At 44.4% G+C, this 22,784-nt stretch carries 22 protein-coding genes; 11 read left to right on the top strand and 11 right to left on the bottom strand.

The annotated features are described in order from the left end of the window. Positions 1-140: 140 nt before the first annotated feature. Positions 141-1,715, bottom strand: a complete 1,575-nt coding sequence (gene nagE, locus VHA02S_RS12980; protein WP_005446396.1) for an N-acetylglucosamine-specific PTS transporter subunit IIBC — start codon at positions 1,713-1,715, stop codon at positions 141-143. Between the two features lie 489 nt (positions 1,716-2,204). Between nagE and nagA the strand changes: the two genes are divergently transcribed. From nagA to asnB, 4 genes are all read left to right on the top strand, one after another. Continuing rightward, positions 2,205-3,341 (top strand): N-acetylglucosamine-6-phosphate deacetylase, encoded by a 1,137-nt coding sequence (gene nagA / locus VHA02S_RS12985; RefSeq protein WP_005446394.1) that lies wholly within the window; start codon positions 2,205-2,207, stop codon positions 3,339-3,341. A gap of 2 nt (positions 3,342-3,343) precedes the next feature. Continuing rightward, on the top strand, positions 3,344-4,558 hold the full coding sequence (nagC, locus tag VHA02S_RS12990; RefSeq protein WP_005446392.1) for a DNA-binding transcriptional regulator NagC: 1,215 nt from the start codon (positions 3,344-3,346) through the stop codon (positions 4,556-4,558). Positions 4,559-4,639: 81 nt separating this feature from the next. Beyond that, positions 4,640-6,229, top strand: a complete 1,590-nt coding sequence (locus VHA02S_RS12995) for a cation:proton antiporter domain-containing protein (protein ID WP_005446391.1) — start codon at positions 4,640-4,642, stop codon at positions 6,227-6,229. A 230-nt stretch (positions 6,230-6,459) separates the two neighbouring features. After that, positions 6,460-8,124, top strand: coding sequence for an asparagine synthase B (gene asnB / locus VHA02S_RS13000; protein WP_009698590.1), 1,665 nt, complete (start codon positions 6,460-6,462; stop codon positions 8,122-8,124). 111 nt (positions 8,125-8,235) lie between these two features. Here asnB and rfaH read toward each other — a convergent pair whose 3' ends face one another. Then, the gene (gene rfaH / locus VHA02S_RS13005) at positions 8,236-8,736 is read right to left on the bottom strand and encodes a transcription/translation regulatory transformer protein RfaH (RefSeq protein WP_005446384.1); all 501 of its coding nucleotides are present in this window, start codon (positions 8,734-8,736) and stop codon (positions 8,236-8,238) included. A 334-nt stretch (positions 8,737-9,070) separates the two neighbouring features. On the opposite strand from rfaH, the gene VHA02S_RS13010 reads away from it, so the two are divergent. Further along, entirely contained in the window at positions 9,071-10,459 is a 1,389-nt protein-coding gene (locus VHA02S_RS13010) for a peptide MFS transporter (protein ID WP_038898873.1), read from the top strand. A 90-nt stretch (positions 10,460-10,549) separates the two neighbouring features. On the opposite strand, the gene hemH is transcribed toward VHA02S_RS13010, so the two are convergent. The 3 genes from hemH to htpG form a co-directional block, all read right to left on the bottom strand. Next, positions 10,550-11,515 carry a ferrochelatase gene (gene hemH, locus VHA02S_RS13015; protein ID WP_017818948.1) on the bottom strand — a complete coding sequence of 322 codons (966 nt, stop codon included), beginning with the start codon at positions 11,513-11,515 and terminating at the stop codon, positions 10,550-10,552. A 140-nt stretch (positions 11,516-11,655) separates the two neighbouring features. After that, positions 11,656-12,300 carry an adenylate kinase gene (gene adk / locus VHA02S_RS13020; RefSeq protein WP_005425498.1) on the bottom strand — a complete coding sequence of 215 codons (645 nt, stop codon included), beginning with the start codon at positions 12,298-12,300 and terminating at the stop codon, positions 11,656-11,658. A gap of 317 nt (positions 12,301-12,617) precedes the next feature. After that, positions 12,618-14,522, bottom strand: a complete 1,905-nt coding sequence (htpG, locus tag VHA02S_RS13025; protein ID WP_038898874.1) for a molecular chaperone HtpG — start codon at positions 14,520-14,522, stop codon at positions 12,618-12,620. Positions 14,523-14,795: 273 nt separating this feature from the next. Here htpG and VHA02S_RS13030 point away from each other — a divergent pair, with 273 nt between their 5' ends. Genes VHA02S_RS13030 through VHA02S_RS13045 form a run of 4 tightly spaced genes read left to right on the top strand, consistent with a single transcriptional unit; the run spans position 14,796 to position 17,313 of the window. Continuing rightward, complete coding sequence (locus tag VHA02S_RS13030; RefSeq protein ID WP_038898875.1) at positions 14,796-15,671, top strand: transcriptional regulator; 876 nt, start codon at positions 14,796-14,798, stop codon at positions 15,669-15,671. Positions 15,672-15,682: 11 nt separating this feature from the next. Further along, on the top strand, positions 15,683-16,198 hold the full coding sequence (gene toxS, locus VHA02S_RS13035) for a transmembrane regulator ToxS (protein WP_005446378.1): 516 nt from the start codon (positions 15,683-15,685) through the stop codon (positions 16,196-16,198). A 46-nt stretch (positions 16,199-16,244) separates the two neighbouring features. Beyond that, positions 16,245-17,000 carry a sulfite exporter TauE/SafE family protein gene (locus VHA02S_RS13040; RefSeq protein ID WP_038898877.1) on the top strand — a complete coding sequence of 252 codons (756 nt, stop codon included), beginning with the start codon at positions 16,245-16,247 and terminating at the stop codon, positions 16,998-17,000. 34 nt (positions 17,001-17,034) lie between these two features. Beyond that, positions 17,035-17,313: an Rdx family protein gene (locus VHA02S_RS13045; protein WP_005446375.1), complete on the top strand. Its 279-nt coding sequence runs from the start codon at positions 17,035-17,037 to the stop codon at positions 17,311-17,313. Positions 17,314-17,356: 43 nt separating this feature from the next. Here VHA02S_RS13045 and yfcE read toward each other — a convergent pair whose 3' ends face one another. From yfcE to VHA02S_RS13075, 6 genes are all read right to left on the bottom strand, one after another. Beyond that, complete coding sequence (gene yfcE, locus VHA02S_RS13050) at positions 17,357-17,902, bottom strand: phosphodiesterase (protein WP_005446373.1); 546 nt, start codon at positions 17,900-17,902, stop codon at positions 17,357-17,359. 71 nt (positions 17,903-17,973) lie between these two features. Next, positions 17,974-18,183, bottom strand: coding sequence for a hypothetical protein (locus VHA02S_RS13055; RefSeq protein ID WP_009698596.1), 210 nt, complete (start codon positions 18,181-18,183; stop codon positions 17,974-17,976). Between the two features lie 160 nt (positions 18,184-18,343). Next, complete coding sequence (locus VHA02S_RS13060) at positions 18,344-18,751, bottom strand: CBS domain-containing protein (protein ID WP_009698597.1); 408 nt, start codon at positions 18,749-18,751, stop codon at positions 18,344-18,346. Then, a complete protein-coding gene (locus VHA02S_RS13065; RefSeq protein WP_005451557.1) occupies positions 18,748-19,098 on the bottom strand; it encodes a P-II family nitrogen regulator in 351 nt (116 codons plus the stop codon). The genes VHA02S_RS13060 and VHA02S_RS13065 overlap by 4 nt, the downstream gene beginning before the upstream one ends. Beyond that, a complete protein-coding gene (locus VHA02S_RS13070; protein ID WP_005451556.1) occupies positions 19,088-19,879 on the bottom strand; it encodes a DUF1538 domain-containing protein in 792 nt (263 codons plus the stop codon). Before VHA02S_RS13070 ends, VHA02S_RS13065 begins: the two co-directional genes overlap by 11 nt. Beyond that, positions 19,876-20,610, bottom strand: coding sequence for a DUF1538 domain-containing protein (locus tag VHA02S_RS13075; protein ID WP_005451555.1), 735 nt, complete (start codon positions 20,608-20,610; stop codon positions 19,876-19,878). The genes VHA02S_RS13070 and VHA02S_RS13075 overlap by 4 nt, the downstream gene beginning before the upstream one ends. A 260-nt stretch (positions 20,611-20,870) precedes the next feature. Here VHA02S_RS13075 and VHA02S_RS13080 point away from each other — a divergent pair, with 260 nt between their 5' ends. Then, entirely contained in the window at positions 20,871-21,788 is a 918-nt protein-coding gene (locus tag VHA02S_RS13080) for a TIGR01777 family oxidoreductase (protein ID WP_038898878.1), read from the top strand. Positions 21,789-21,825: 37 nt separating this feature from the next. Beyond that, positions 21,826-22,653: an SDR family oxidoreductase gene (locus VHA02S_RS13085; RefSeq protein WP_038898879.1), complete on the top strand. Its 828-nt coding sequence runs from the start codon at positions 21,826-21,828 to the stop codon at positions 22,651-22,653. Positions 22,654-22,784: the final 131 nt, after the last annotated feature.

Consider the following 22,784-nt stretch of genomic DNA (forward strand, 5'->3'; position numbering starts at 1 on the left):
TTCTTAGCGATTAGACAACAAGAACCGTCGTTAAAACGGGAATATTTCTGTTCTTCGCTTGAAAGCGCAGCATATTAAATCCGTATAAACAAAAAAAGACCTCCCGAAGGAGGTCTTTATAGAGAGTCATTAAGATGTAATTAAGGAAGTTTTACATCTGATAGGTCTTCACCTGCACCGATTGCTTTCATTTCACCAGCAACGATTTCTGCAAGAGGACCAAGGATAACTTGAAGGTTGTTTTCGCCTAGCTTAACAACACCTTTCGCGCCTAATTTCTTAAGTACTGCTTCGTCTGCAACAGAGCGATCCTTAAGTGTTAGACGTAGACGAGTGATACACGCGTCGATTGAAGTTAGGTTGTCGTGACCACCTAGCGCTTTTAGGTATTGGCGAGCTAGGTCACCTTTTGCTGCATCACCAGCAGGAGCTGCAGATGTTTCATCTTCGTCATCTTCACGACCTGGCGATTTCAGGTTGAAAGCGCGGATTGCGAAGCTGAATGTGAAGAAGTATAGAGCACCGAAAGCCAAACCTAGAGCAAGTAGTACTAGAGGCTTAGTTGCTAGACCGTAGTTCAGTACGAAGTCGATTAGACCTGCAGAGAAACCAAAGCCGTGTAGCGTGCCAAGCATGTTTGCAAGTACTAGAGATAGACCTGTAAATACAGCGTGGATAGCGTATAGAGCAGGAGCTAGGAACACGAACATGAACTCTAGAGGTTCAGTGATACCTGTTAGGAATGAACAGAATGCTACTGAGAATAGTGCACCACCAACTTGGCTGCGCTTCTCAACCGGAGCTGCCAGGTACATAGCAAGTGCTGCACCAGGTAGACCGAACATCATTACAGGGAAGAAACCGTTCATGAATACACCAGCGCTCTTATCGCCGCCGAAGAAGCGGTGTAGGTCACCAGATTTCAGAGTTTCAGTTACTTCTTTAACTGTTGCTGTGATTTCTGGAGTTACAGAGTTAGCGAATTCGAATGTGTGAGTTTGACCAGCAACAAGAGTCTTAGCTAGAGCTGGGTCAACACAAAGCTGTTGTAGAGCAGGAAGCGCTTGACCCGCCGCTGTTGCGCCAGATACTAGAACTTCTTGACACGTACCCATACCGAACCAGAAGTACGAGTTTAGTACGTGGTGTAGACCTACAGGGATTAGTGCACGGTTAAGCGTACCGTATACGAATTGACCGATAGCACCAGAAGTAGAAACTGCGTGCGCTAACGCGTCAAGACCGCCTTGGATTGTTGGCCATACAACACCAGCAATTGCACCAGCAACTAGCGAGAATAGACCCGCCATGATTGGTACTAGACGTTTGCCAGAGAAGAATGCCAACCACTCAGGTAGACGAGTAGCGTGGAAAGCGTTGTAAGAGTGACCAGCGATGATACCTGCAATGATACCGCCGAAGAATGACATGTTAACGCTTGCATCGATCGTTGCTGCTGTCGCAGTAAGAACGAAGTAAGCAACTGCACCAGCTAGACCTGCAGCACCTTGACCGTCTTTAGAAAGACCAATCGCGATACCTAGACCGAATAGTAGTGGAAGTTGACTAAAGATTGCATTACCAGCAGATGCCATAAACGCAATATCTAAAAGGTCAGGCTGACCCAAACGTAGTAAAAGCGCTGCAACTGGAAGCGTTGCGATAGGAAGCATAAGAGCTTTACCTAACTTCTGCGCGTATCCAAGAATATTCACCTTAAGTTCCCCCTATAGGATTTTATGTTTTGTTGAATGACTTATTTCAGTCGTTCAATTTAGTCGCTATCAGTTTATGATATTAATTTTGCTCCGCAAATTAAAACCTCATTGTTTGTGATCATAATCACCAGAAATTGGTCATTCAGAAGGTTTTTGCTAGCGAGATCATAAAACTTATTTTATTATACGAAAAAATGGCGTTTTAGAGATAAGATTCTCGTACTTTATGCAAGACAGAATCAGTGTTATTTTGGTATCTCTACAGATGATTCGCAGTAACTTCGCTCTGGAAAACAATCATAAAAACTAATTCATTTATTATTTTTCAGTTAGTTACTCTGATAATGACATCGATAAAACGCGACTTGCTGTATGTGACTCGTTATCTAATTCAGTGATACAAACTAAGTACCAGCCTGACTCATAGAGTCACCAGTTAGATAACGGGACAGAAAATGAATTCTCATCTATAAGGACTAGCTGACTATGTACGCGCTAAGTAACTGTAAAATCTATACCGGTAGTGATGTTCTTACCGATCATGCTGTCATCATCGACAATGACCAGATTCAATCAGTTGTACCAGTGACTCAACTACCAGAAGGTATTGAAGTAAAAGACCTGGACGGTGCTAATCTAAGCCCTGGTTTTATCGACCTACAGCTAAATGGCTGTGGTGGTGTGATGCTTAACGACGAAATCACACCAGAAACAATGCAGATCATGCATGAAGCTAACCTAAAGTCGGGTTGTACAAGCTTCCTACCTACCCTAATCACATCTTCAGACGAAGATATGCGTGCTGCTATCACTGCTGCTCGCGAGTACCACAACAAATACCAAAACCAATCGCTAGGTCTGCATCTTGAAGGTCCGTACCTTAACGTAGCGAAAAAAGGTATTCATAGCGTTGACTTCATCCGCCCTTCTGATGACGGTATGATCGATCTAATCTGTGCTAACGCAGACATCATCGCGAAAGTAACGCTTGCACCAGAACAAAATGATCCTGAGCACATTGCACGCTTGAAAGCAGCTGGCATTGTTGTTTCTATCGGTCACACGAATGCAACTTATGCAGAAGCTCGCCAAGGTTTCGATGCAGGCATCACATTCGCAACTCACCTATTCAACGCGATGACACCGATGGTTGGTCGTGAACCAGGCGTAGTTGGTGCGATTTATGACACCCCTGAAGTCTACGCTGGTATCATCGCTGATGGTTTTCACGTTGATTACGCAAACATCCGAATCGCTCATAAAATCAAAGGCGAAAAGCTTGTTTTGGTGACGGATGCCACAGCTCCAGCAGGTGCTAACATTGATCACTTTATTTTTGTCGGTAAGAAAGTATATTACCGAGATGGTAAGTGTGTTGATGAAAATGGCACACTAGGCGGCTCAGCTCTGACTATGATTGAAGCAGTTCAGAATTCAGTTGAGCACGCAGGCATCGCTTTAGAAGAAGCTCTACGAATGGCTACGCTTTACCCAGCAACCGCAATCGGTGTTGAGGAGCGTCTTGGCCGAGTTCGAAAAGGAATGGTAGCTAACCTGACCATTTTCGATCGTGACTTCAATGTAAAAGCGACGGTTGTTAACGGACAATACGAGCAAAATTAAGCATGAATGGCGGACAGATTGGTAATGTAGATTTAGTAAAACAGCTTAACAGTGCTGCGGTATACAGGCTGATTGACCAACAAGGTCCAATCTCCCGTATTCAAGTCGCGGATGTTAGTCAGCTCGCACCAGCGAGTGTTACCAAAATAACCCGCCAACTATTAGAGCGCGGCTTGATCAAAGAAGTCGCGCAACAAGCTTCTACCGGTGGTCGTCGAGCCATCTCGTTGACCACTGAAGTAAAACCTTTTCACTCTATCGCTGTACGATTAGGTCGTGACTATGTGCAATTCTGTTTGTACGACCTAGGCGGAACGGCACTTGCAGAAGACCAGCACGAACTTCACTATACCAATCAAGCAGATCTTATCGCAGGTTTGATTGACTTGCTAAAGGACTTCGTGAGTCGCTGCCAAGATAAAATTGACCAACTGATTGCTATCGGTATTACACTGCCTGGTTTGGTGAACCCAACCACAGGCGTAGTGGAATACATGCCGAATACAGACATCGATAACCTTGCACTGGGTGAAATCATCCGTGAAAAGTTCAATACCGCTTGTTTTGTCGGTAACGATGTTCGTGGTATGGCATTGGCTGAACATTACTTTGGTGCAAGCCAAGATTGCCAAGACTCAATTCTTGTCAGTGTTCACCGTGGTACTGGTGCCGGCATCATTGTTAATGGTCAAGTATTCCTTGGCTTCAACCGTAACGTCGGTGAAATTGGTCACATCCAAATCGACCCACTTGGCGAGCAATGCCAATGTGGCAACTTTGGCTGTCTAGAAACGGTTGCAGCAAACCCAGCAATCGTACAACGCGTTAAAAAGCTTATTGCACAGGGCTATGAGTCAAGCCTTACTCAACTAGAGCACATCACAATCGATGACGTTTGTACTCATGCGATGAACGGCGATGAACTTGCTAAGCAAAGCTTAGTGCGCGTAGGCAACCAACTTGGTAAAGCTATCGCAATTACGATTAACTTGTTTAACCCACAAAAAATCGTCATTGCCGGTGACATTACGGCGGCTGAAGAAATTGTTTTCCCAGCAATCCAGCGCAATGTTGAAAACCAATCTTTGAAGACTTTCCATAACGAACTTCCGATTGTTGCTTCTCATATTGATAAGCAACCAACAATGGGCGCATTCGCAATGATAAAGCGCGCCATGTTGAACGGAGTTTTGTTACAAAAGTTACTAGAAGACTAAGTTTATACAACCAATTGAGTTACAATCTCGGGCTGTGGTTTCACAGCCCGTTTTTGTATATCAGGAATATAGCTCAATAGTATGGAAATTATTCTAATTACAACGGCGTTTCTCGCCGGCTTCATCGCTCTAAAATGTAACCTTCCTCCCTTGGTTGGTTTCCTACTCGCAGGCTTCGGTCTTCACGCGTTTGGCTACCAAAGTAATGACGTCATTGTCACGCTTGCTGATCTTGGTGTGACCTTGCTGCTTTTCACTATTGGTCTAAAGTTGGACGTAAAAACGCTACTTTCCAAAGAGATTTGGGGTGGCGCAACCGCGCACAATATTCTTTCTACCCTTTTCTTTGCGCTGGTTCTCGTTGGTCTAAAACTGCTCGGTTTGTCATCACTGGCCACTATGGAACACAGCCAGATTCTGTTGTTGGCTTTCGCTCTGTCTTTTTCTAGTACTGTCTTCGCGGTAAAAACCCTGCAAGAAAAAGGTGAGATGAATGCGACTTACGGCACCCTAGCAATTGGTATTCTGGTCATGCAGGATATTTTTGCTGTGGTCTTCCTTACCGCTTCAACAGGTAAAATTCCGGAGTGGTATGCGATAGGTTTGTTTGCTCTCCCTCTTATCCGCCCATTGTTCTACAAACTCCTAGATAAAGTAGGTCACGGCGAGATGCTGGTTCTATTTGGTATCTTCTTTGCGCTCGTCGTCGGGGCTGGTTTGTTTGAACTCGTCGGTATGAAGCCAGATTTAGGCGCGCTGATTTTAGGCATGTTACTAGCCGGGCATCGTAAAGCATCAGAGTTATCAAAATCGCTCTTTAATATGAAAGAGCTCTTCCTCGTGTGCTTCTTCCTCAATATTGGTTTGTCAGCATCATTGAGCTTCACTGGTGTGGGTCTTGCGCTGCTATTCATTTTGTTGCTGCCAATCAAAGGTCTGCTGTATTTCCTTACTATCAACCACTTTAAGTTCCGTGTTCGGACTTCATTACTGACGTCTCTTTCTCTTTTCAACTACAGTGAATTTGGTTTGATTGTCGGTGGACTGGCTTACAAGATGGGCTGGATGCCTAGTGACATGCTAGCGGCTATCGCTGTGGCTGTTTCGATTTCATTTATCATCTCAGCACCGTTAAATCGTCTTGGTCACCAAATCTACCAACACTCGGGCAAATGGTTACAAGAAACGGCGGCAGAGAAATTGAACCAACGAGATCAATTAATCAATCCAGGGCATGCCCAAGTATTGATCCTAGGTATGGGTCGAATTGGCACCGGTGCTTACGACGAATTACGATCTCGCTATGGCAAAGTTTCTCTTGGTGTTGAAGTAAGAGAAGAAGCTGCGCATAAACACCGCTCTGAAGGTCGCAACGTTATTTCAGGCGATGCAACAGACCCTGACTTTTGGGAACGCATTTTAGATACAGCAAACGTAAAGTTGGTCCTATTGGCGATGCCACACCACCAAGGTAACCAAACCGCGCTTGAACAGCTTCAAAGCCGAAACTATAAAGGGCAAATAGCAGCAATTGCCGAATACCCAGATCAACTTGAAGGCTTACTAGAGACTGGGGTCGACGCCGCATTCAACATCTATAGCGAAGCTGGTAGTGGTTTCGCACGCCATGTTTGCGAGCAACTTCAACCTCAATTTACACCGATGAAATAAGCATCAAACGTAACTATCCTTATTGAGCCCTCTTCTAATAAGAGGGCTTTTTTGTGCATTTTTTAAACCAAACCTTGATCTCATTCATCAGATTAAGGTTATTTTTAAACAATATCTAATCATCAAGCCTTTTTATCATTTTTTTCATCATCAAACGTTGCTTTTTTTACTCAGAATGGCAAATTGAACCTATACCGATTAAAAATTGTTTAGTTTAAAAAGGATGTTGTATGTGTTCAGTATTTGGCATTTTAGACATTAAGAGCGATGCAGCAGCATTGCGCCCTATCGCACTTGAGATGTCGAAAAAGCTTCGTCACCGCGGTCCAGACTGGTCTGGTATTTACTCATCAGAACGCGCGATTCTTGCGCATGAACGTTTGGCGATCGTTGGTCTAAATAGTGGTGCTCAACCACTATACAGCCCTGATAAAAAACTCATCCTTGCTGTAAACGGTGAAATCTACAACCACAAAGAAATTCGTGCTCGCTACGAAGGTAAATACGAATTCCAAACTGACTCAGACTGTGAAGTTATCCTAGCGCTATACCAAGACATGGGTGCAGACCTTCTTGAAGAACTAAACGGTATTTTTGCATTCGTACTTTACGATGAAGAAAAAGACGAGTACTTAGTAGGTCGTGACCACATTGGTATCATTCCTCTTTACCAAGGTTATGATGAACATGGTAACTACTACGTTGCATCAGAAATGAAAGCACTGGTACCAGTATGTAAGACCGTGAGCGAGTTCCCTCCGGGTTGTCACTACGGCAGTGCAGATGCAGAACCTCAACGTTACTACATTCGTGACTGGAATGAGTACGCAGCAGTTCAAGGCAACAGCACAAGCAAAGAAGAACTTACAGAAGCTTTAGAAGCTGCGGTAAAACGCCAACTAATGACTGACGTGCCATATGGCGTACTTCTTTCTGGTGGTCTGGATTCATCGATTACATCTGCTGTAGCAAAACGATTTGCAGCAATGCGTATTGAAGACGACGAAAAGTCTGAAGCTTGGTGGCCACAGCTGCACTCTTTCGCTGTAGGTCTAGAAGGAGCACCAGATCTGAAAGCCGCTCGCGAAGTTGCAGAACAAATTGGTACGGTTCACCATGAAATGACGTACACCATCCAAGAAGGCTTGGACGCGATTCGTGATGTGATTTACCACATTGAAACATATGACGTAACGACTATCCGCGCTTCAACACCTATGTTCCTAATGGGTCGTAAGATCAAAGCAATGGGAATCAAAATGGTACTTTCTGGTGAAGGCGCTGATGAAATCTTCGGTGGCTACTTATACTTCCATAAAGCGCCAAACGCGCAAGAGTTCCACGAAGAGACCGTACGTAAGCTTCTAGCTCTGAACATGTTTGACTGTGCACGTGCAAACAAATCGCTAGCGGCATGGGGTGTTGAAGGTCGCGTACCATTCCTAGATAAGGAGTTCATTGACGTAGCAATGCGTTTGAACCCTGCCGATAAGATGTGTGGCAACGGTAAGATGGAGAAGCACATTTTACGTGAGTGCTTCGAACACTACCTACCGGAGTCGATTGCATGGCGTCAGAAGGAACAGTTCTCTGATGGTGTTGGTTACAGCTGGATTGATACGCTAAAAGAAGTCGCAGAGCAAAAAGTAACAGATCAGCAAATGGAGACGGCTCAATTCCGCTTCCCTTACAACACACCTACAACTAAAGAAGGTTATGTATACCGCGAGATCTTTGAAGAGTTGTTCCCTCTACCATCAGCTGCGGAATGTGTTCCTGGTGGCCCATCAGTCGCGTGTTCTTCAGCGAAAGCGATTGAATGGGATGAGTCATTCCAAAACTGTGTTGACCCATCAGGTCGTGCCGTTCAAACCGTACACAACGATGCATACTAATCGTATCACGTGTTAAATAGGGCTGAGTCACCAGCCCTTGAACACTGGTAAGTTAACACGATCAAAAAGAGGTGCATTACGCACCTCTTTTTGATCTTTCAATGAGTTGGTTTACATAAATTCCAAATCATTATTGTCAATGCTGACAGGCACTCGCTTAGAGAGCATTTGAACCAACATAATCGAACGCTTTTCACCATCTTGTTCGTGATAAATCGCATCAATACCAGCAAACTGTCCGTTCATAACACGAACATGATCGCCTGGTTTCGGCATACATTCTGGGCTTGTCGGCTCCTCAGCACACTTTTCAATCTGCTTTAGTTCATAAACAAGATCACCTTGAATCTCTTTTGGTTGTGCTCCGAAGCGTACGAAGTCAACGACACCTCGAGTGGAACGTACCGATGTAAAATTCGGTCCTTGTTCATAATCAAATCGAGAAAAAACATAGCAAGGGAATAATGGTTCTTCGACCTTTTGTCGCTTGCCGCGTAAGATCTTTTCGACCTCCACAGTTGGGTAAAAACACTCTACTCCTTGGTTTTCAAGGTGTTGCTTCGCCCTAACTTGCTCTCCTCGTTTACAATACAATAAATACCAACGTTTCATTTTATTACTAGCCAATTATATTTTTATTTCATCCTAGCATTAAGCCTAGAACGAGTCATGGGTATTCAAGAAACCTATCAGTAAGCCTCTTAAACATAACATGCATAACTTACACTTTTTCGAAGCATTAAGAAAATAAGTCTATAGGCAAAAATGGAAAGTAAGTTTGTAACACGAACGATTCGCCGATTAAAACCCCACAAAATCAACGCGGAGCCACCATTTAATAAGGCAAATGAATCGTCACATAAAATTTTATTGTTTGTAAGTCATCAAAATGACATGTATACGTAGATTTCTTTAAAAAATGTAATAACTACTATTAGAAGAGCTTATGTCAAACCAACATCAATACTTTGGTCACCCACGTGGCTTGTTCTTATTGTTCGGTACTGAACTTTGGGAACGCTTTTCTTACTACGCAATGCGCGCCATTCTAGTACTGTATTTAACTGACACAACAATGAACGGTGGCCTTGGCTGGTCGACTAAAGATGCCCTAGACCTATACGGCATCTATACTGGACTTGTCTACATTACTCCTCTCATCGGTGGTTACCTTGCGGATAACTACTTAGGTCAACGCCGTTCTATCTTGATTGGTGGCGCGTTGATGGCAATCGGTCAATTTACACTAGCAATGCCTGCTGACGCTCTAGGTCTTGGTGCTCTACACACATTCTATTTAGGTCTTGCTCTACTTATCTGTGGTAACGGTCTATTTAAGTCAAACATCTCTACAATGGTTGGTGACTTATATCAAGAAGGTGACAACCGTCGTGATGGTGCTTTCACTATCTTCTACATGGGTATTAACCTTGGCGCATTAATCGCTGGTGTTGTTTCTGGCTCTGTAACAACTGAATTCGGTTGGAAAGCGGGTTTCGTGGCTGCTGGTATCGGTATGCTTATCAGTCTAGTCATGCAGATGACGTTTGCTCAAGCATGGCTTGGTGATATTGGTCGTGTTCCAGCTGCAAAACGTGATCTAGCGATTAAAAAATCTTCTCAAAAAGAACCGTTAACAAAAGAAGAAACGGATCGCATCAAAGTAATCCTAGTGATGAGCCTATTCACTATCGTATTCTGGGCAGGCTTTGAACAAGCTGGCGGTCTAATGAACATCTACACTCAGCAATACACAGATCGAATGATCGGTGGCTTTGAAGTGCCTGCTGCGTGGTTCCAATCACTAAACCCATTCTTCATCATCACGCTAGCACCTGTACTAGCCGTACTATGGGTGAAACTAGGTAAACGTGAGCCAAACTCACCAGTGAAATTTGCTTTAGCGATGTTCTTCCTAGCGCTTGGTTTCCTATGTATGGTTGGTGCGGTTATTGAGCAAGGCGGTGACACTACAGTTAAGACATCCATGTTGTGGCTTGTTGGTGCATTCTTCTTCCATACTCTGGGCGAATTGTGTCTATCTCCGATTGGTCTGTCTCTTGTTACTAAACTGGCTCCGCTGCGTCTTGCTTCACTAATGATGGGTGCATGGTTTGGCTGTAATGCAATTGCAAACTACGTTGCTGGTTATGTGGGCTCTCACGTTGGTGAGCTAGGTGCGCTGGCTATCTTCAGCGGTATTGCAGTAACAGCTATGGTTTCTGGTGTCATTCTTCTGTTGTTCTCTAACACGCTTGTTCGTTGGATGCACGGTGCTGAAAACACACATAGCACAGCAGAACAAATTGAAGAGCAGCAAACTCAAGTTGCTTAATATATAAAGTGCAAATAAAAACAAAGGGTCGCAATTGCGACCCTTTTTGTATTCAAAGCTCTAAGTGAAAGAATGTAGGACACAGACGCTTTACAACTTTGAGCGAACCAAATCCACCATCATCTCGATGTGTAACTCGTTGTCATTTAAACACGGAATGTAGCTAAAGCTCTCACCACCAGCTTCTAAGTAAATTTCACGGCACTCTTCTGAGATCTCTTCCAGTGTCTCTAAGCAGTCAGCAGAAAAAGCTGGCGTTACGATATTCAGCTTTTTTTTACCTTGGCTAGGTAGGACTTCTAATGTCTTGTCCGTGTATGGTTGTAACCATTCTTCGCGACCAAATCGAGACTGGTAGGTCATACCAATTTGATCCTCATTCAAACCAAGGGCCTCACCAAGCAAGCGAGTTGTCTCGGCACAATGTTGAGGATAAATATCACCATTGTCCGCGTATCGCTTCGGAATACCATGGTAAGAACATAGCAAGTAATCACCCTTACCATTTGCTTCCCAATGCTCGCGTACCGACTGAGCTAAAGCTTCAATGTATTTAGGGTGATTGTGGTAATCGCGAATAAAACTAAACTCTGGCATCACAGGCATATTCTTAAATGCCTTTGTCATCCCGTCAGAAACTGCAGCTGTCGTTGTTCCTGAGTATTGAGGGTAAAGCGGCAAAACGATCACTTGTTCAACGCCTTGGGCTAATAGCGCCTCAAAACCGGTTTGCAAGCTAGGATTGCCATATGTCATTCCTAGCTCTACTGGCATGTCTAAAGCTGTGCTCAGCTTCTTTGCCTGGCGTTTTGAATACACCATGAGAGGTGATCCCTCTTCCATCCACACCGACTCATACAACTTGGCAACTTTTGGAGAACGAACTGGAAGAATGATGCCATGCAAAATCGGGCACCAGAGCCACCGTGTCATATCAACAACACGGTGATCATGAAGGAACTGACTTAGAAAGCGTTTAACGGCTGGCGGAGTTGGCTCATCAGGCGTCCCAAGGTTGACCAATAACACGCCCTGCTTCTTATTGTTGTTTTTCATAACATCCTATTCATGGTAAACGGCTTGATTTGTACGGCATATCTAAGAGAAAAGTTCATCGTACTAACAGGCAGAATAAAAAAAGCGACCCAAAGGTCGCTTTTAAATATATCAAAATATTAAATTTTGCCGTTAGCAAATTATGCTAGCGCTTTCTCAATATCTGCGCTTACTTCTGCAACTTGCTTAGTGCCGTCGAATTTAAGGTACTTAGTGTTGCCAGCTTCTGCTTCTTTGCCGTAGTAATTGATCAGTGGTGCAGTTTGCTCGTGGTAAACGCCTAGACGTGCGCGTACTGTTTCTTCTTTGTCGTCATCACGAACAACAAGATCTTCACCAGTTACGTCATCTTTACCTTCCACTTTTGGTGGGTTGTAAACAACGTGGTAAGTACGACCAGAAGGAAGGTGAGCACGACGACCAGCCATACGCTCAACAATCACATCATCAGCTACGTCAAATTCAATCACGTAATCTACGTCAACGCCCATTTCTTTTAGGCCATCAGCTTGAGGGATAGTGCGAGGGAAACCATCTAGTAGGAAACCTTTTTCGCAATCGTCTTGAGCAATACGCTCTTTGATTAGACCAAGGATGATTTCATCAGAAACTAGCTGACCAGCGTCGATAACAGCTTTAGCTTGTTTACCAAGCTCTGTACCTGCTTTGATAGCAGCACGAAGCATATCACCAGTAGAGATTTGTGGAATACCGTATTTATCCATGATGAAGTTTGCTTGTGTGCCTTTACCTGCACCTGGAGCACCTAGAAGAATGATGCGCATGATTTATCCTCTTTAATATTTAAGATTTATACCGAAGCTCACAATAGCTGGACTTCTAGGAATCACCCTCAAAGCACTGGCAACGATAAGTTTCGGTATAACGTTTAGGCGAGCCAAAATACACGCCTTATTACTCACATTCAAGTGTTGAGATTCTAACACAGGTTCACTGTGCAATGAGCAGATTAAGACTAAAGAATGTTAGCGATGCCAGCTTTCCTGTCTTATTGATTACTAACTCAACACTTAAAGTGTGAATCTATGCGTTTACAAACAAAAAGCTCGCATTTCGCGAGCTTTTTAGTGGTATTTAGTTATTAAACCTTAGTCAAAAGCTTATTGATGGCACCTAAGAATTGAGAAGGATCTTCCATCGAGCCACGCTCGGCTAACATTGCCTGACCCAGTAACACTTCTACCCAGCGACCAAACGCTTCTTCGTCTGCTTCATCCGCCATTCGCTTCACGAGCTCATGTTCAGGGTTGATTTCGAAGATATATTTCACTTCTGGTACCGCTTGACCTGCTGCTTCAAGAAGCTTCGCCATTTGCGTCCCCATTTCGAAATCGTCCGTCACCACAACAGCAGGTGTTGTTGCAAGCTTGAAGGTTGTACGAACTTCTTTTACGCGGTCACCTAGGTAAGACTGAGTGCGCTCAACAACAGACTTAAACTCTTCTTCTGTTTCTTTCTGCTTTTCTTTTTCTGCTTCGTCTTCGAACTTGCTCAGATCCAGACCCGCTTTGGTGATCGATTGGAACTGCTTGCCGTCAAACTCTGTCAGGTAGTTCATCAACCACTCATCAATTCGATCGAACATCAAAATAACTTCAATGCCTTTCGCCTTAAATTGCTCTAGGTGCGGACTGTTCTTCGCCGCTGCGTAGCTGTCTGCTGTTAAGAAGTAAATCTTATCTTGACCTTCCTTCATGCGTTCAACATAAGAAGCCAAACCAACAGATTGCTCAGCTGAGTCCACTTCAGTAGATGCGAAGCGCAATAGACCGGCAACTTTCTCTTTGTTTGCCATGTCTTCAGCAGGACCTTCCTTCATCACCTGACCAAACTCTTTCCAGAATGATTGGTATTTCTCTTCGTCATTCTTCGCCATGCGCTCCAGCATTGTCAGTACACGCTTAGTACAAGCGTTACGCAATGACTGAGTCACTTTGTTGTCTTGAAGAATTTCACGAGAAACGTTCAGTGGCAGATCGTTCGAATCAATTAAGCCGCGGACGAAACGCAAGTAAGACGGCATAAACTGCTCTGCGTCATCCATGATGAATACACGTTGTACGTATAATTTCAGACCCGACTTGTGATCGCGGTTCATCATGTCCCAAGGTGCCTTCGCTGGAATGTAAAGCAAGCTTGTGTAATCGTTCTTGCCTTCTACGCGGTTATGACTCCAAGTTAGAGGATCTGCAAAGTCGTGAGAAACGTGTTTGTAGAACTCTTGGTATTCTGCTTCAGAGACGTCTGATTTGTTGCGAGTCCAAAGTGCTTGAGCTTTGTTGATTTGTTCCCACTTCTTCTCACTTGTTTCGTTGCCTTCCTCATCGCGAACAACAGTTTGGATAGAAACTGGAATACCGATATGGTCGGAGTATTTGCTGATCACGTCACGTAGACGCCATTCATTTAAGAACTCTTTCCCTTCTTCACGCATGTGAAGCACGATATCAGTACCACGAGATTCTTTCGTGATCGTCTCAATAGTGTATTCGCCTTCGCCCGCAGAATGCCACTGAACCGCTTCTTCTGCAGAAATACCTGCGGCACGAGTGCGTACCGTCACAGCATCAGCAACAATGAATGCAGAATAGAAACCCACACCAAACTGACCAATAAGCTGAGAGTCTTTGCTCTGCTCATCGGATAATTTAGAGAAAAACTCTGCTGTACCTGATTTTGCAATGGTACCTAAATGTTCAATCACATCATCACGGCTCATTCCAATGCCGTTATCAGAGATTGTTAGTGTATTAGCACTTTCGTCAAACGCCAGCTTAACACCCAGATCCGCGTTACCCTCATATAAATCTGGGTTAGATAGCGCTTGGAAACGAAGCTTATCTGATGCGTCAGACGCGTTTGAAATCAGCTCGCGCAGGAAAATCTCTTTGTTTGAGTAAAGAGAGTGAATCATCAGATGAAGTAGTTGTTTTACTTCTGATTGAAAACCACGAGTTTCTTTGTTTTGTGATACGGTTTCGCTCATGTTTGCTCCATAACATCTAAACTAAAAAGACTTTTAATGACAAAGTCCTAACCGCCACCTTAAAAAAGCAGCATTACTAAGATGTCATTTAACATGTGGCTGACAAATGTAAATTCAAGGTCAATATTGCTAAAAACGGTGTTTTTTTAGAAAATTTTAATTATCCTACGTCCCTAAAAGCATCTAAAACGTAGCACATGTCTTTTTGCGCACGCCTTATTATGTGACGCAAATCACTTATAATTACAGAATCATCCATCTAAGAAGAACTAAATGACTAACATCGGCACCAAATTTCTGCTTGCTCAAAGATTTGTCTTTGACCCAAATAGTAATTCGCTCGCTGACCAACAAAATGGCAACGAAGTTGTACGATTAGGAAGCAACGAAAGCCGTATTCTACTCATGTTGGCAGAGAGACCCAATGAAGTGTTAACGCGTAACGAGCTTCACGAGTTCGTATGGCGGGAGCAGGGTTTTGAGGTGGATGACTCAAGCCTTACTCAAACGATTTCCACTCTACGTAAAATGTTGAAAGACTCTACGAAGTCGCCTGAATTTGTAAAAACGGTGCCAAAGCGCGGTTACCAACTGATTTGTTCAGTTGAACGTTTAAGCCCACTATCTTCTGAAGCAGCACTCACCGATGTTGATGCTCAAGAGGAAGAAAATGAAGCTCCAGTCGTTGATCTAGAGCAATTCGCAGAGCCCACTGCTGAGACAAAAGCAGAAACAGCCGTCGAACAAGCACCGACAGCTCAACCATTAAAATCTGCACCTGCACAAAAGAACACAAACTGGTTATTCAGAATCATCGTGTTAGTTGCCCTGCTACTTCCTGTTGGCGTGTTAATGCTAACCAACCCTGCAGAATCACAATTTCGTCAAATTGGTGAATATCACAACGTGCCAGTGATGACACCGATCAACCACCCTCAATTAAACAATTGGCTGCCGTCCATTGAGCAATGCATTCAACGTTATGTTGAACACCATGCTGCTGAGTCTTCACCAGTCGAAGTCATTGCAACAGGTGGTCAAAACAATCAATTGATTCTGAACTACATTCACGACAGTGATCACTCATATGAGAATGTAACACTGCGTATTTTTGCTGGTCGTAACGACCCAACTGACATCTGCAATTAAGGGAGGCTGAAATGAAGATAAGAATAGCATCTGCGGTTTTAGCCGTATCCATCCTTTTTAGTGGTTGGTTGTACTGGGGTAGTGACCTTAAAGTTGAGCAAGTCCTTACGTCAAATGAGTGGCAATCAACCATGGTGACACTTATTACTGATAACTTGCCAGATGATACCGTAGGTCCGCTACGCAAAGTCAACGTTGAGTCGAATGTGAAGTACCTACCTAATGGTGACTATATTCGCGTGGCAAACATCAAGCTATTTGCACAGGGCTCAAACGTCGAGTCTACGATCAATATCTCTGAAAAAGGTCGTTGGGAAGTCAGTGATAACTATTTGCTGGTCTCTCCTTCTGAGTTCAAAGACATCTCCGCATCACAATCTAAAGATTTTTCGGAGTCTCAACTTCGTCTTATCACTCAAATCTTTAAGCTAGATGCTGAACAGAGTCGTCGTATTGACGTCGTTAACGAAAAAACTCTACTACTGACTAGCCTGAATCACGGTTCTACGGTACTGTTTAGAAACTGATTTTGATTCGATAAGAAGGGGGCAAGATGCCCCCTTTATTTTGCATATGGATTGGCTAGACACCCTCACCCTCTTCTTCGGTTCCCTTGTCGCAAATACGCTTGCTTCACTCTCTGGCGGTGGTGCGGGATTACTGCAGTTTCCACTTCTTATCTTTCTTGGTCTTCCCTTTTCTGTCGCACTAGGTACGCATAAAGTCGCTTCAGTCGCACTCGGTTTAGGCGCAGCAAGCACACACCTTAAAGCCGGTACGATTAAACCAAAAGTCGCCCTCTATCTCATACTCACCGGCAGTATTGGCGTGGTGATTGGCGCTAATCTCATTGTACAAATCCCAGATGACATTGCTGAAAAAATGCTTGGCGCGATGATCTTAGCTCTTGGTATTTACTCTCGATTTAAGAAAGAGCTCGGTCAAACGGAAACTAAAACGCATCGTGACAGTGCCGGCTGGCTTATTGGTGGACTGGGTTTACTGCTGATTGGGATTGTAAACGGCTCACTCACAGCAGGTTCTGGGTTGCTTGTGACACTCTTTCTTGTCCGCTGGTTTGGTTACGATTACAAGCAAGCGGTAGCTTACACCATGATTTGTGTCGGTCTGTTTTGGAATGGCATTGGAGGTATTGCCGTTGTGCAAGCTGGTGCCCCTATTCATTGGGCTTGGTTACCTGTTTTATTATTCAGCTCATTTCTAGGTGGCAGCATAGGCGCATGGGCAGCAACTCGATACAGCAATCGCGTCATCAAAGTTGCCTTTGAAGTTCTCACCTTCGCCGTTGGAATCAAATTGCTCCTCTGACGTTTTAAAAAATTTGAAATTAAGGAATTCGGAAATGGATAAAGCCATCATTGACATTTATTACTGTCGCCAGTGCAATTGGATGCTACGTTCAACCTGGCTCTCACAAGAGCTATTACATACCTTTAGTGAAGAAATAAAAACGATGAGCTTACACCCAGATACGGGCGGTCGGTTCGAAATCTTTTGTAATGGCACCCAGATTTGGGAACGTAAGAAAGATGGTGGCTTTCCTGAGGCGAAAGTCCTCAAACAACGTGTTAGAGACATCATCGACCCAGAACGCGATCTAGGGCATTCAGACACAAAATAGGGAGCCATTCGCTCCCTTTATCTTTTCTTTACTCGCAAGGCTATTAAATCGTAGTTTGTGCTAGTACTTCGCCTTCTGGAGTTTGAACTGTTAGCGTATTACCTTCGAGTACACCATAACTGCGTGGTAAGCCATTTCTCGGGAACGTCATTGAGCCCGGATTGAAAATGATGACACCATCTTGCATCTCCGCCACAGGAACATGAGTATGACCATGGGCAATGATGTCGCCCTCACGCAACGGCGGTCGCTTTGTGGTGTTGTATAGGTGACCATGAGTCAAGAACATACGCTTACCAGACTCTAACAGAAGCCAAGCATACTCCGTCATCATTGGGAAATTTAACAGCATCTGATCCACTTCACTGTCGCAGTTACCGCGCACAGAGATAATGCGCTCACTGTATTGATTCAGCAATTCTGCCACTTGTGGTGGGTTATAGCCTTCTGGTATTGGATTTCTTGGTCCGTGATTAAGCGTATCGCCCAATAAGATTAGGTGCTCTGCACCAGAGGCTAAATAAAGCTTGATGGTTTCTTCTGTGGCTGGCAAAGAACCGTGCAAGTCTGAGGCAAAAAATAGTTTCACGACATCGTCTCCTCAAAATGTATGAGGGTATTCTACGGCATTCCTATAGAAGCTCAACCACAGTGAAACCTCTAATGACCACGCAACATTTCCACCAGCATCGGAACCAGGTAGAACCACGCGACATAACCAACGCCCACTAAGACAATCATCCAGAAAATGAGGGACAAGAACTTTGACTTAGCAAGATGGTTAAGTGGATCTGGCTCTCCGCAGCCAGGACAAGTATGAGCTCGTTTTGAAATTTGTTTCTCGCACACAGGACAAGCAACTAGCGGCATGACATGACATCCTCAATTATTTCTTTAATTCTCAAAGGATAAGCCTCAGATCGAGGATATGCAATGGCACTAATACGCTAATCTTCTTAGCTAGGCAAAATGTCGCTGACCTGAGAAATTATCTTTACCAGCAGCGCGCGAACCACACTCAAAACCGTCGCTATACTTCTTCCCGAGCCATACCATTGATAACAATATTGTTATAACTCACCATGCCAATGACCTCTCCATTTTCAATGACTGGCGCGCGGCTGATACCAAAACGCTCAAACAAACGCGCACAATATTTCACATTCATATTGGGGTCGACGGTTAACGCAGGTTTGGTCATGATTTCATAGATGTTGGTGCGTTGTGGTGAACGGTTTTTTGCCAACACTTTTTTCGCTATGTCGTTCATTAAGACGATGCCATATTCATCATCGTCATCACGCTTTTTCACCACCAGCGCTTTCACTTCACTCTTCCTCGCTAGCGTGATCCCTTCGTGAACCGTAATCAACCCATCGACAATGATGTATGTTGCCGCCATTACGTCTCTGACTCTAATCAGCTCATGACTACTCATAACTCATCCTCTACCACTTTAGTTAGCTTCTCGACTTGGTGTGCGACACCGACAGCATCCTCGACATCAATCTGCACGGCAATCCCTTGACCGGATTCCTGATCGAACTCTCCAACGTCACTGATGGTTTCTAAAATGTGTCTCGACAAATGCTCCTCTACAACAAATAACAGCACATCTTTTTGCACCTCCAAGGTTAATCCAAAGAAAGTTCGTTTCTGGTTTAAACCTTGTCCTCGGGCATTGTTGATCACCGTAGCCCCCGTAGCTCCTGCATCTCTTGCTGCATCGAGCACCTTGTCGGTTTTGCTGTCTTCAACAAAGGCCAAAATCAATTTAAAGCGCATTTTCTTTTTCCTCCGCGGTTCCTTTATTCAACCACTGGGTAATCTGGGCATAGCCCATCACAGAAATCATTGGAAACAGGCTGGCAAACGCTATCAAGCCAAAGCCATCTATCATTGGGTTTCGACCTGGTACGGTTGAAGCTAACCCCAACCCAAGCGCGGTCACTAAAGGTACGGTCACCGTCGAGGTAGTAACACCGCCTGAATCGTAAGCCAAAGGTACAATCAACTTTGGCGCATAGAAGGTTTGAATCACCACTACGATGTAACCGGCGATAATGTAGTAGTGAATAGGATCACCAACGACAATCCGATAGCTGCCTAGAGCAATACCAACTGCCACCCCCAAAGCAACGGCAACGCGCAATCCATTCACACTAATACTGCCACCAGAAACCTGATTTGCCTTTATCGCTACTGCAATAAGAGAAGGCTCTGCGATTGTCGTGCTGAAACCGATAAAGAAAGCAAAGATATACACCCAGTAGTAGTCTACCCAACTTAAGGCTTGACCGATGGATACTTTAAACTCGCGTAGAAATGCAGGGGCAGTAAGCTGCGTTGCCATGGTTTCACCCAACGGAAACAGCGCCATTTCTAACCCAAGCAAAAACAGCGACAAACCGAGGATAACGTAGGCAAATCCAAGCAGGACTTTAGGCAGGTTAGAGATGGGACGTCGTAATACTGCAAGCTGGAAGCCAAAAATAATGGTCGCAATCGGGATCACGTCACTGATAGTAGAAACAAAGGTATCGAAGAAGTGCTCAAACGAAATCATGCCACCACCATCCCGTATACCATCACAAACATCATTGGTAGCAATGAGGCAAAGGCGATCAAACCAAACCCATCAATCATAGGGTTTCGCCCTTTGATCGCGGAAGCGAGCCCAACACCAAGCGCTGTGACCAAAGGAACCGTAATTGTGGATGTCGTCACTCCTCCAGAATCATAAGCCACCCCAATGATTGATTCAGGTGCAAATCCCGTTAGTATCACAACGCCAATATAACCGCCTATGATCATGTACTGAATCGGCCAGCCCTTGAGAATTCGCAACACGCCGAGCACAATCGCTACACCTACCGACAAAGCAACCGTTAGGCGTAATCCATCTGCGTACTCTTCCATAGATTGTTCTGTATTGGCAATCATGCCCCCTTCAGCCGCAACTTCTGATGCTTCCTCTGCAACAGCTGTCAAGGCTGGTTCTGCAATGGTGGTACCAAAACCCAAGCAGAACGCAAAGATCAGTAACCAGAAAACGCTGCCTTTATTAGCGAACGCTTGTGCCATATTTTCCCCAATGGGAAACAAACCAAGCTCTAATCCAAAGATAAAGAAGGTTAAACCGAGAATAACCAGAAGAAGACCAAATAGAATAGAGACGAGATTAGGCAGCGGTTCCTGAAGCACGACCAACTGAAAAAAGGTGATGACAATAACAATAGGTAGCAAGTCACGAGCACTACTGAGCAACGCTCTAAATAGAGCAACAAATGCCTCCATACTCCCTCCTATCTACTGACTGTTATTCTCCTTTAAGTTCAGCATGACACAGTTTCCCTAAGCTAAGTGTGAGCTTTGCTAAAGGCTTGATAACATTTTGTTACATTCTTTCAAATTGTGAACTTCGCATCGCTTCCCAACAAAATGCTTCTAACTCCTTAGGAACTAATAATAAAATCGACACTGCAAGTCATTGATATGATCACGCTAGGCGTATAACGACTATAATGTTTGAATAGTTTTACCATCAAAGGGATGACATGAAGATACTACTGACCGGCGGCACAGGCTTTATTGGCTCAGAGCTACTTAAGTTACTGACCACTTACCAAGTCATTTTGCTTACGCGTAACCCAGAGCAAGCAAAACAACGACTTAATCATGCCGATGTCGGTAATATTGAATATCTCGACTCCCTTGATTCACTTGAAGATCTTAATGATGTTGATGCCGTGATTAACCTCGCAGGCGAACCGATCGCAGACAAGCGCTGGAGCAAGGAGCAGAAAGAGATCATTTGTAACAGCCGTTGGAAGGTTACCGAGCGTATTGTCGCACTGATCCACGCAAGTACAGAGCCACCATCGGTGTTCATCAGTGGATCTGCCGTTGGTTATTACGGCGACCAGCAAGACCATCCTTTTGATGAGTGCTTACACGTCAATAGCGAGGCGTTCGCTCACTCCGTTTGTGCTCGTTGGGAGCAGATAGCAAAACGTGCAGAATCCGAACAAACCCGAGTATGCTTGTTGCGTACTGGCGTTGTCCTTGGTCCAAATGGTGGCGCACTTGCCAAAATGATTTTGCCTTACAAACTAGGTTTAGGGGGACCATTGGGTAGCGGTAAACAATACATGCCATGGATCCATATTTTGGATATGGTTCGTGCCATTATGTACTTGCTTGAAACGCCACACGCTCATGGTGAATTCAACTTATGTGCTCCCCACCCTGTTAGCAATCGAATCTTTAGTGGCACACTGGCGAAAACGCTAAAACGTCCACATATTCTCTTCACCCCTAAATGGGTGATGAATATGGCGATGGGAGAATCCTCTTGCTTACTGTTTGATAGCATTCGCGCCAAACCGAAAAAGCTGACCGAATTGGGTTTTCAATTCAGCTACTCTCGCGTCGAACCTGCACTCAAGAACTTGCTTCAAGATCGCAGTTATTGAATCATAAGGCTCACTATACTTTCGTGAGCCCTCTAATATGAAAAAATCCATTCTTATCACCGGATGCTCCACTGGCATCGGCTACGTTTGTGCCCATGCTTTGAAAAAAGAGGGCTTCCACGTGATTGCCTCCTGTCGGCACGAACAAGATGTCGAACGCTTAACAAGCGAAGGACTAACCTGTATTCAATTGGATCTTAACGATTCTGAAAGCATCTCTTCGGGAGTCAAGCAAGCATTAACACTAGCCGACGGAAAGTTATATGCCGTATTCAATAACGGGGCATATGGTCAGCCTGGCGCGCTAGAAGACTTGCCGACAGAGGCGCTCCAAGCTCAGTTTCAAACCAACTTTTTTGGCTGGCATCAGTTAGTCAGAGAAGTACTGCCACATATGCGCAAACAGGGTGAAGGAAGAATCATCCAAAATAGCTCTGTGCTTGGGTTTGCAGCCATGAAATATCGTGGTGCCTATAATGCCTCTAAGTTCGCACTCGAAGGCTGGACCGACACACTACGTTTGGAATTGATGGACACCAACATCAAAATCGCACTGATAGAGCCGGGACCTATTGAAACCCAATTTAGACACAATGCATTAAAAGCCTTCGAGCGATGGATTGATGTCGAGAACAGCCCACACAAAGCCGCTTACGAAGGTCAGAAGCAGCGTCTAGATAACGACAAGTCGAACAATAGATTTGTGCTTCCTGCAGAATCTTGCATCGAGCCAGTGCTTCATGCGCTAACAAGCGATAAACCAAAAATCCGCTACCGCATTACAACGCCAACTAAAGTATTTGCCGTGTTAAAGCGCCTATTACCAACGCGTATTCTTGATAAGATTCTGCGACAAGCAGCATAAAAACTTTTTATCACAATGTAATTTTATCGTAACAATGTGATGTCATTATGAGCATGTAGGTTAAGAAAGCCTCAATGTTCGAATCAATTTCTAAGTTAGTATCTTCATCTATCGAGCCTGAACACGATGTT

Origin of the sequence: Vibrio harveyi NBRC 15634 = ATCC 14126 = KCTC 12724 (assembly GCF_001591145.1) — a bacterium.
Classification (GTDB): Bacteria; Pseudomonadota; Gammaproteobacteria; order Enterobacterales; family Vibrionaceae; genus Vibrio; species Vibrio harveyi.

What these genes read in the sequence shown, in the direction of transcription:
- VHA02S_RS13030 (WP_038898875.1), top strand. Translation starts at nt 14,796, where the DNA reads ATGACTAACATCGGCACCAAATTTCTGCTTGCTCAAAGATTTGTCTTT.
- VHA02S_RS13010 (WP_038898873.1), top strand. Translation starts at nt 9,071, where the DNA reads ATGTCAAACCAACATCAATACTTTGGTCACCCACGTGGCTTGTTCTTA.
- VHA02S_RS12995 (WP_005446391.1), top strand. Translation starts at nt 4,640, where the DNA reads ATGGAAATTATTCTAATTACAACGGCGTTTCTCGCCGGCTTCATCGCT.
- VHA02S_RS13055 (WP_009698596.1), bottom strand. Translation starts at nt 18,183, where the DNA reads ATGCCGCTAGTTGCTTGTCCTGTGTGCGAGAAACAAATTTCAAAACGA.
- VHA02S_RS13060 (WP_009698597.1), bottom strand. Translation starts at nt 18,751, where the DNA reads ATGAGTAGTCATGAGCTGATTAGAGTCAGAGACGTAATGGCGGCAACA.
- VHA02S_RS13045 (WP_005446375.1), top strand. Translation starts at nt 17,035, where the DNA reads ATGGATAAAGCCATCATTGACATTTATTACTGTCGCCAGTGCAATTGG.
- asnB (WP_009698590.1), top strand. Translation starts at nt 6,460, where the DNA reads ATGTGTTCAGTATTTGGCATTTTAGACATTAAGAGCGATGCAGCAGCA.
- hemH (WP_017818948.1), bottom strand. Translation starts at nt 11,515, where the DNA reads ATGAAAAACAACAATAAGAAGCAGGGCGTGTTATTGGTCAACCTTGGG.
- rfaH (WP_005446384.1), bottom strand. Translation starts at nt 8,736, where the DNA reads ATGAAACGTTGGTATTTATTGTATTGTAAACGAGGAGAGCAAGTTAGG.
- nagA (WP_005446394.1), top strand. Translation starts at nt 2,205, where the DNA reads ATGTACGCGCTAAGTAACTGTAAAATCTATACCGGTAGTGATGTTCTT.
- VHA02S_RS13040 (WP_038898877.1), top strand. Translation starts at nt 16,245, where the DNA reads ATGGATTGGCTAGACACCCTCACCCTCTTCTTCGGTTCCCTTGTCGCA.
- VHA02S_RS13080 (WP_038898878.1), top strand. Translation starts at nt 20,871, where the DNA reads ATGAAGATACTACTGACCGGCGGCACAGGCTTTATTGGCTCAGAGCTA.
- VHA02S_RS13085 (WP_038898879.1), top strand. Translation starts at nt 21,826, where the DNA reads ATGAAAAAATCCATTCTTATCACCGGATGCTCCACTGGCATCGGCTAC.
- adk (WP_005425498.1), bottom strand. Translation starts at nt 12,300, where the DNA reads ATGCGCATCATTCTTCTAGGTGCTCCAGGTGCAGGTAAAGGCACACAA.
- htpG (WP_038898874.1), bottom strand. Translation starts at nt 14,522, where the DNA reads ATGAGCGAAACCGTATCACAAAACAAAGAAACTCGTGGTTTTCAATCA.
- nagC (WP_005446392.1), top strand. Translation starts at nt 3,344, where the DNA reads ATGAATGGCGGACAGATTGGTAATGTAGATTTAGTAAAACAGCTTAAC.
- VHA02S_RS13065 (WP_005451557.1), bottom strand. Translation starts at nt 19,098, where the DNA reads ATGCGCTTTAAATTGATTTTGGCCTTTGTTGAAGACAGCAAAACCGAC.
- VHA02S_RS13070 (WP_005451556.1), bottom strand. Translation starts at nt 19,879, where the DNA reads ATGATTTCGTTTGAGCACTTCTTCGATACCTTTGTTTCTACTATCAGT.
- toxS (WP_005446378.1), top strand. Translation starts at nt 15,683, where the DNA reads ATGAAGATAAGAATAGCATCTGCGGTTTTAGCCGTATCCATCCTTTTT.
- VHA02S_RS13075 (WP_005451555.1), bottom strand. Translation starts at nt 20,610, where the DNA reads ATGGAGGCATTTGTTGCTCTATTTAGAGCGTTGCTCAGTAGTGCTCGT.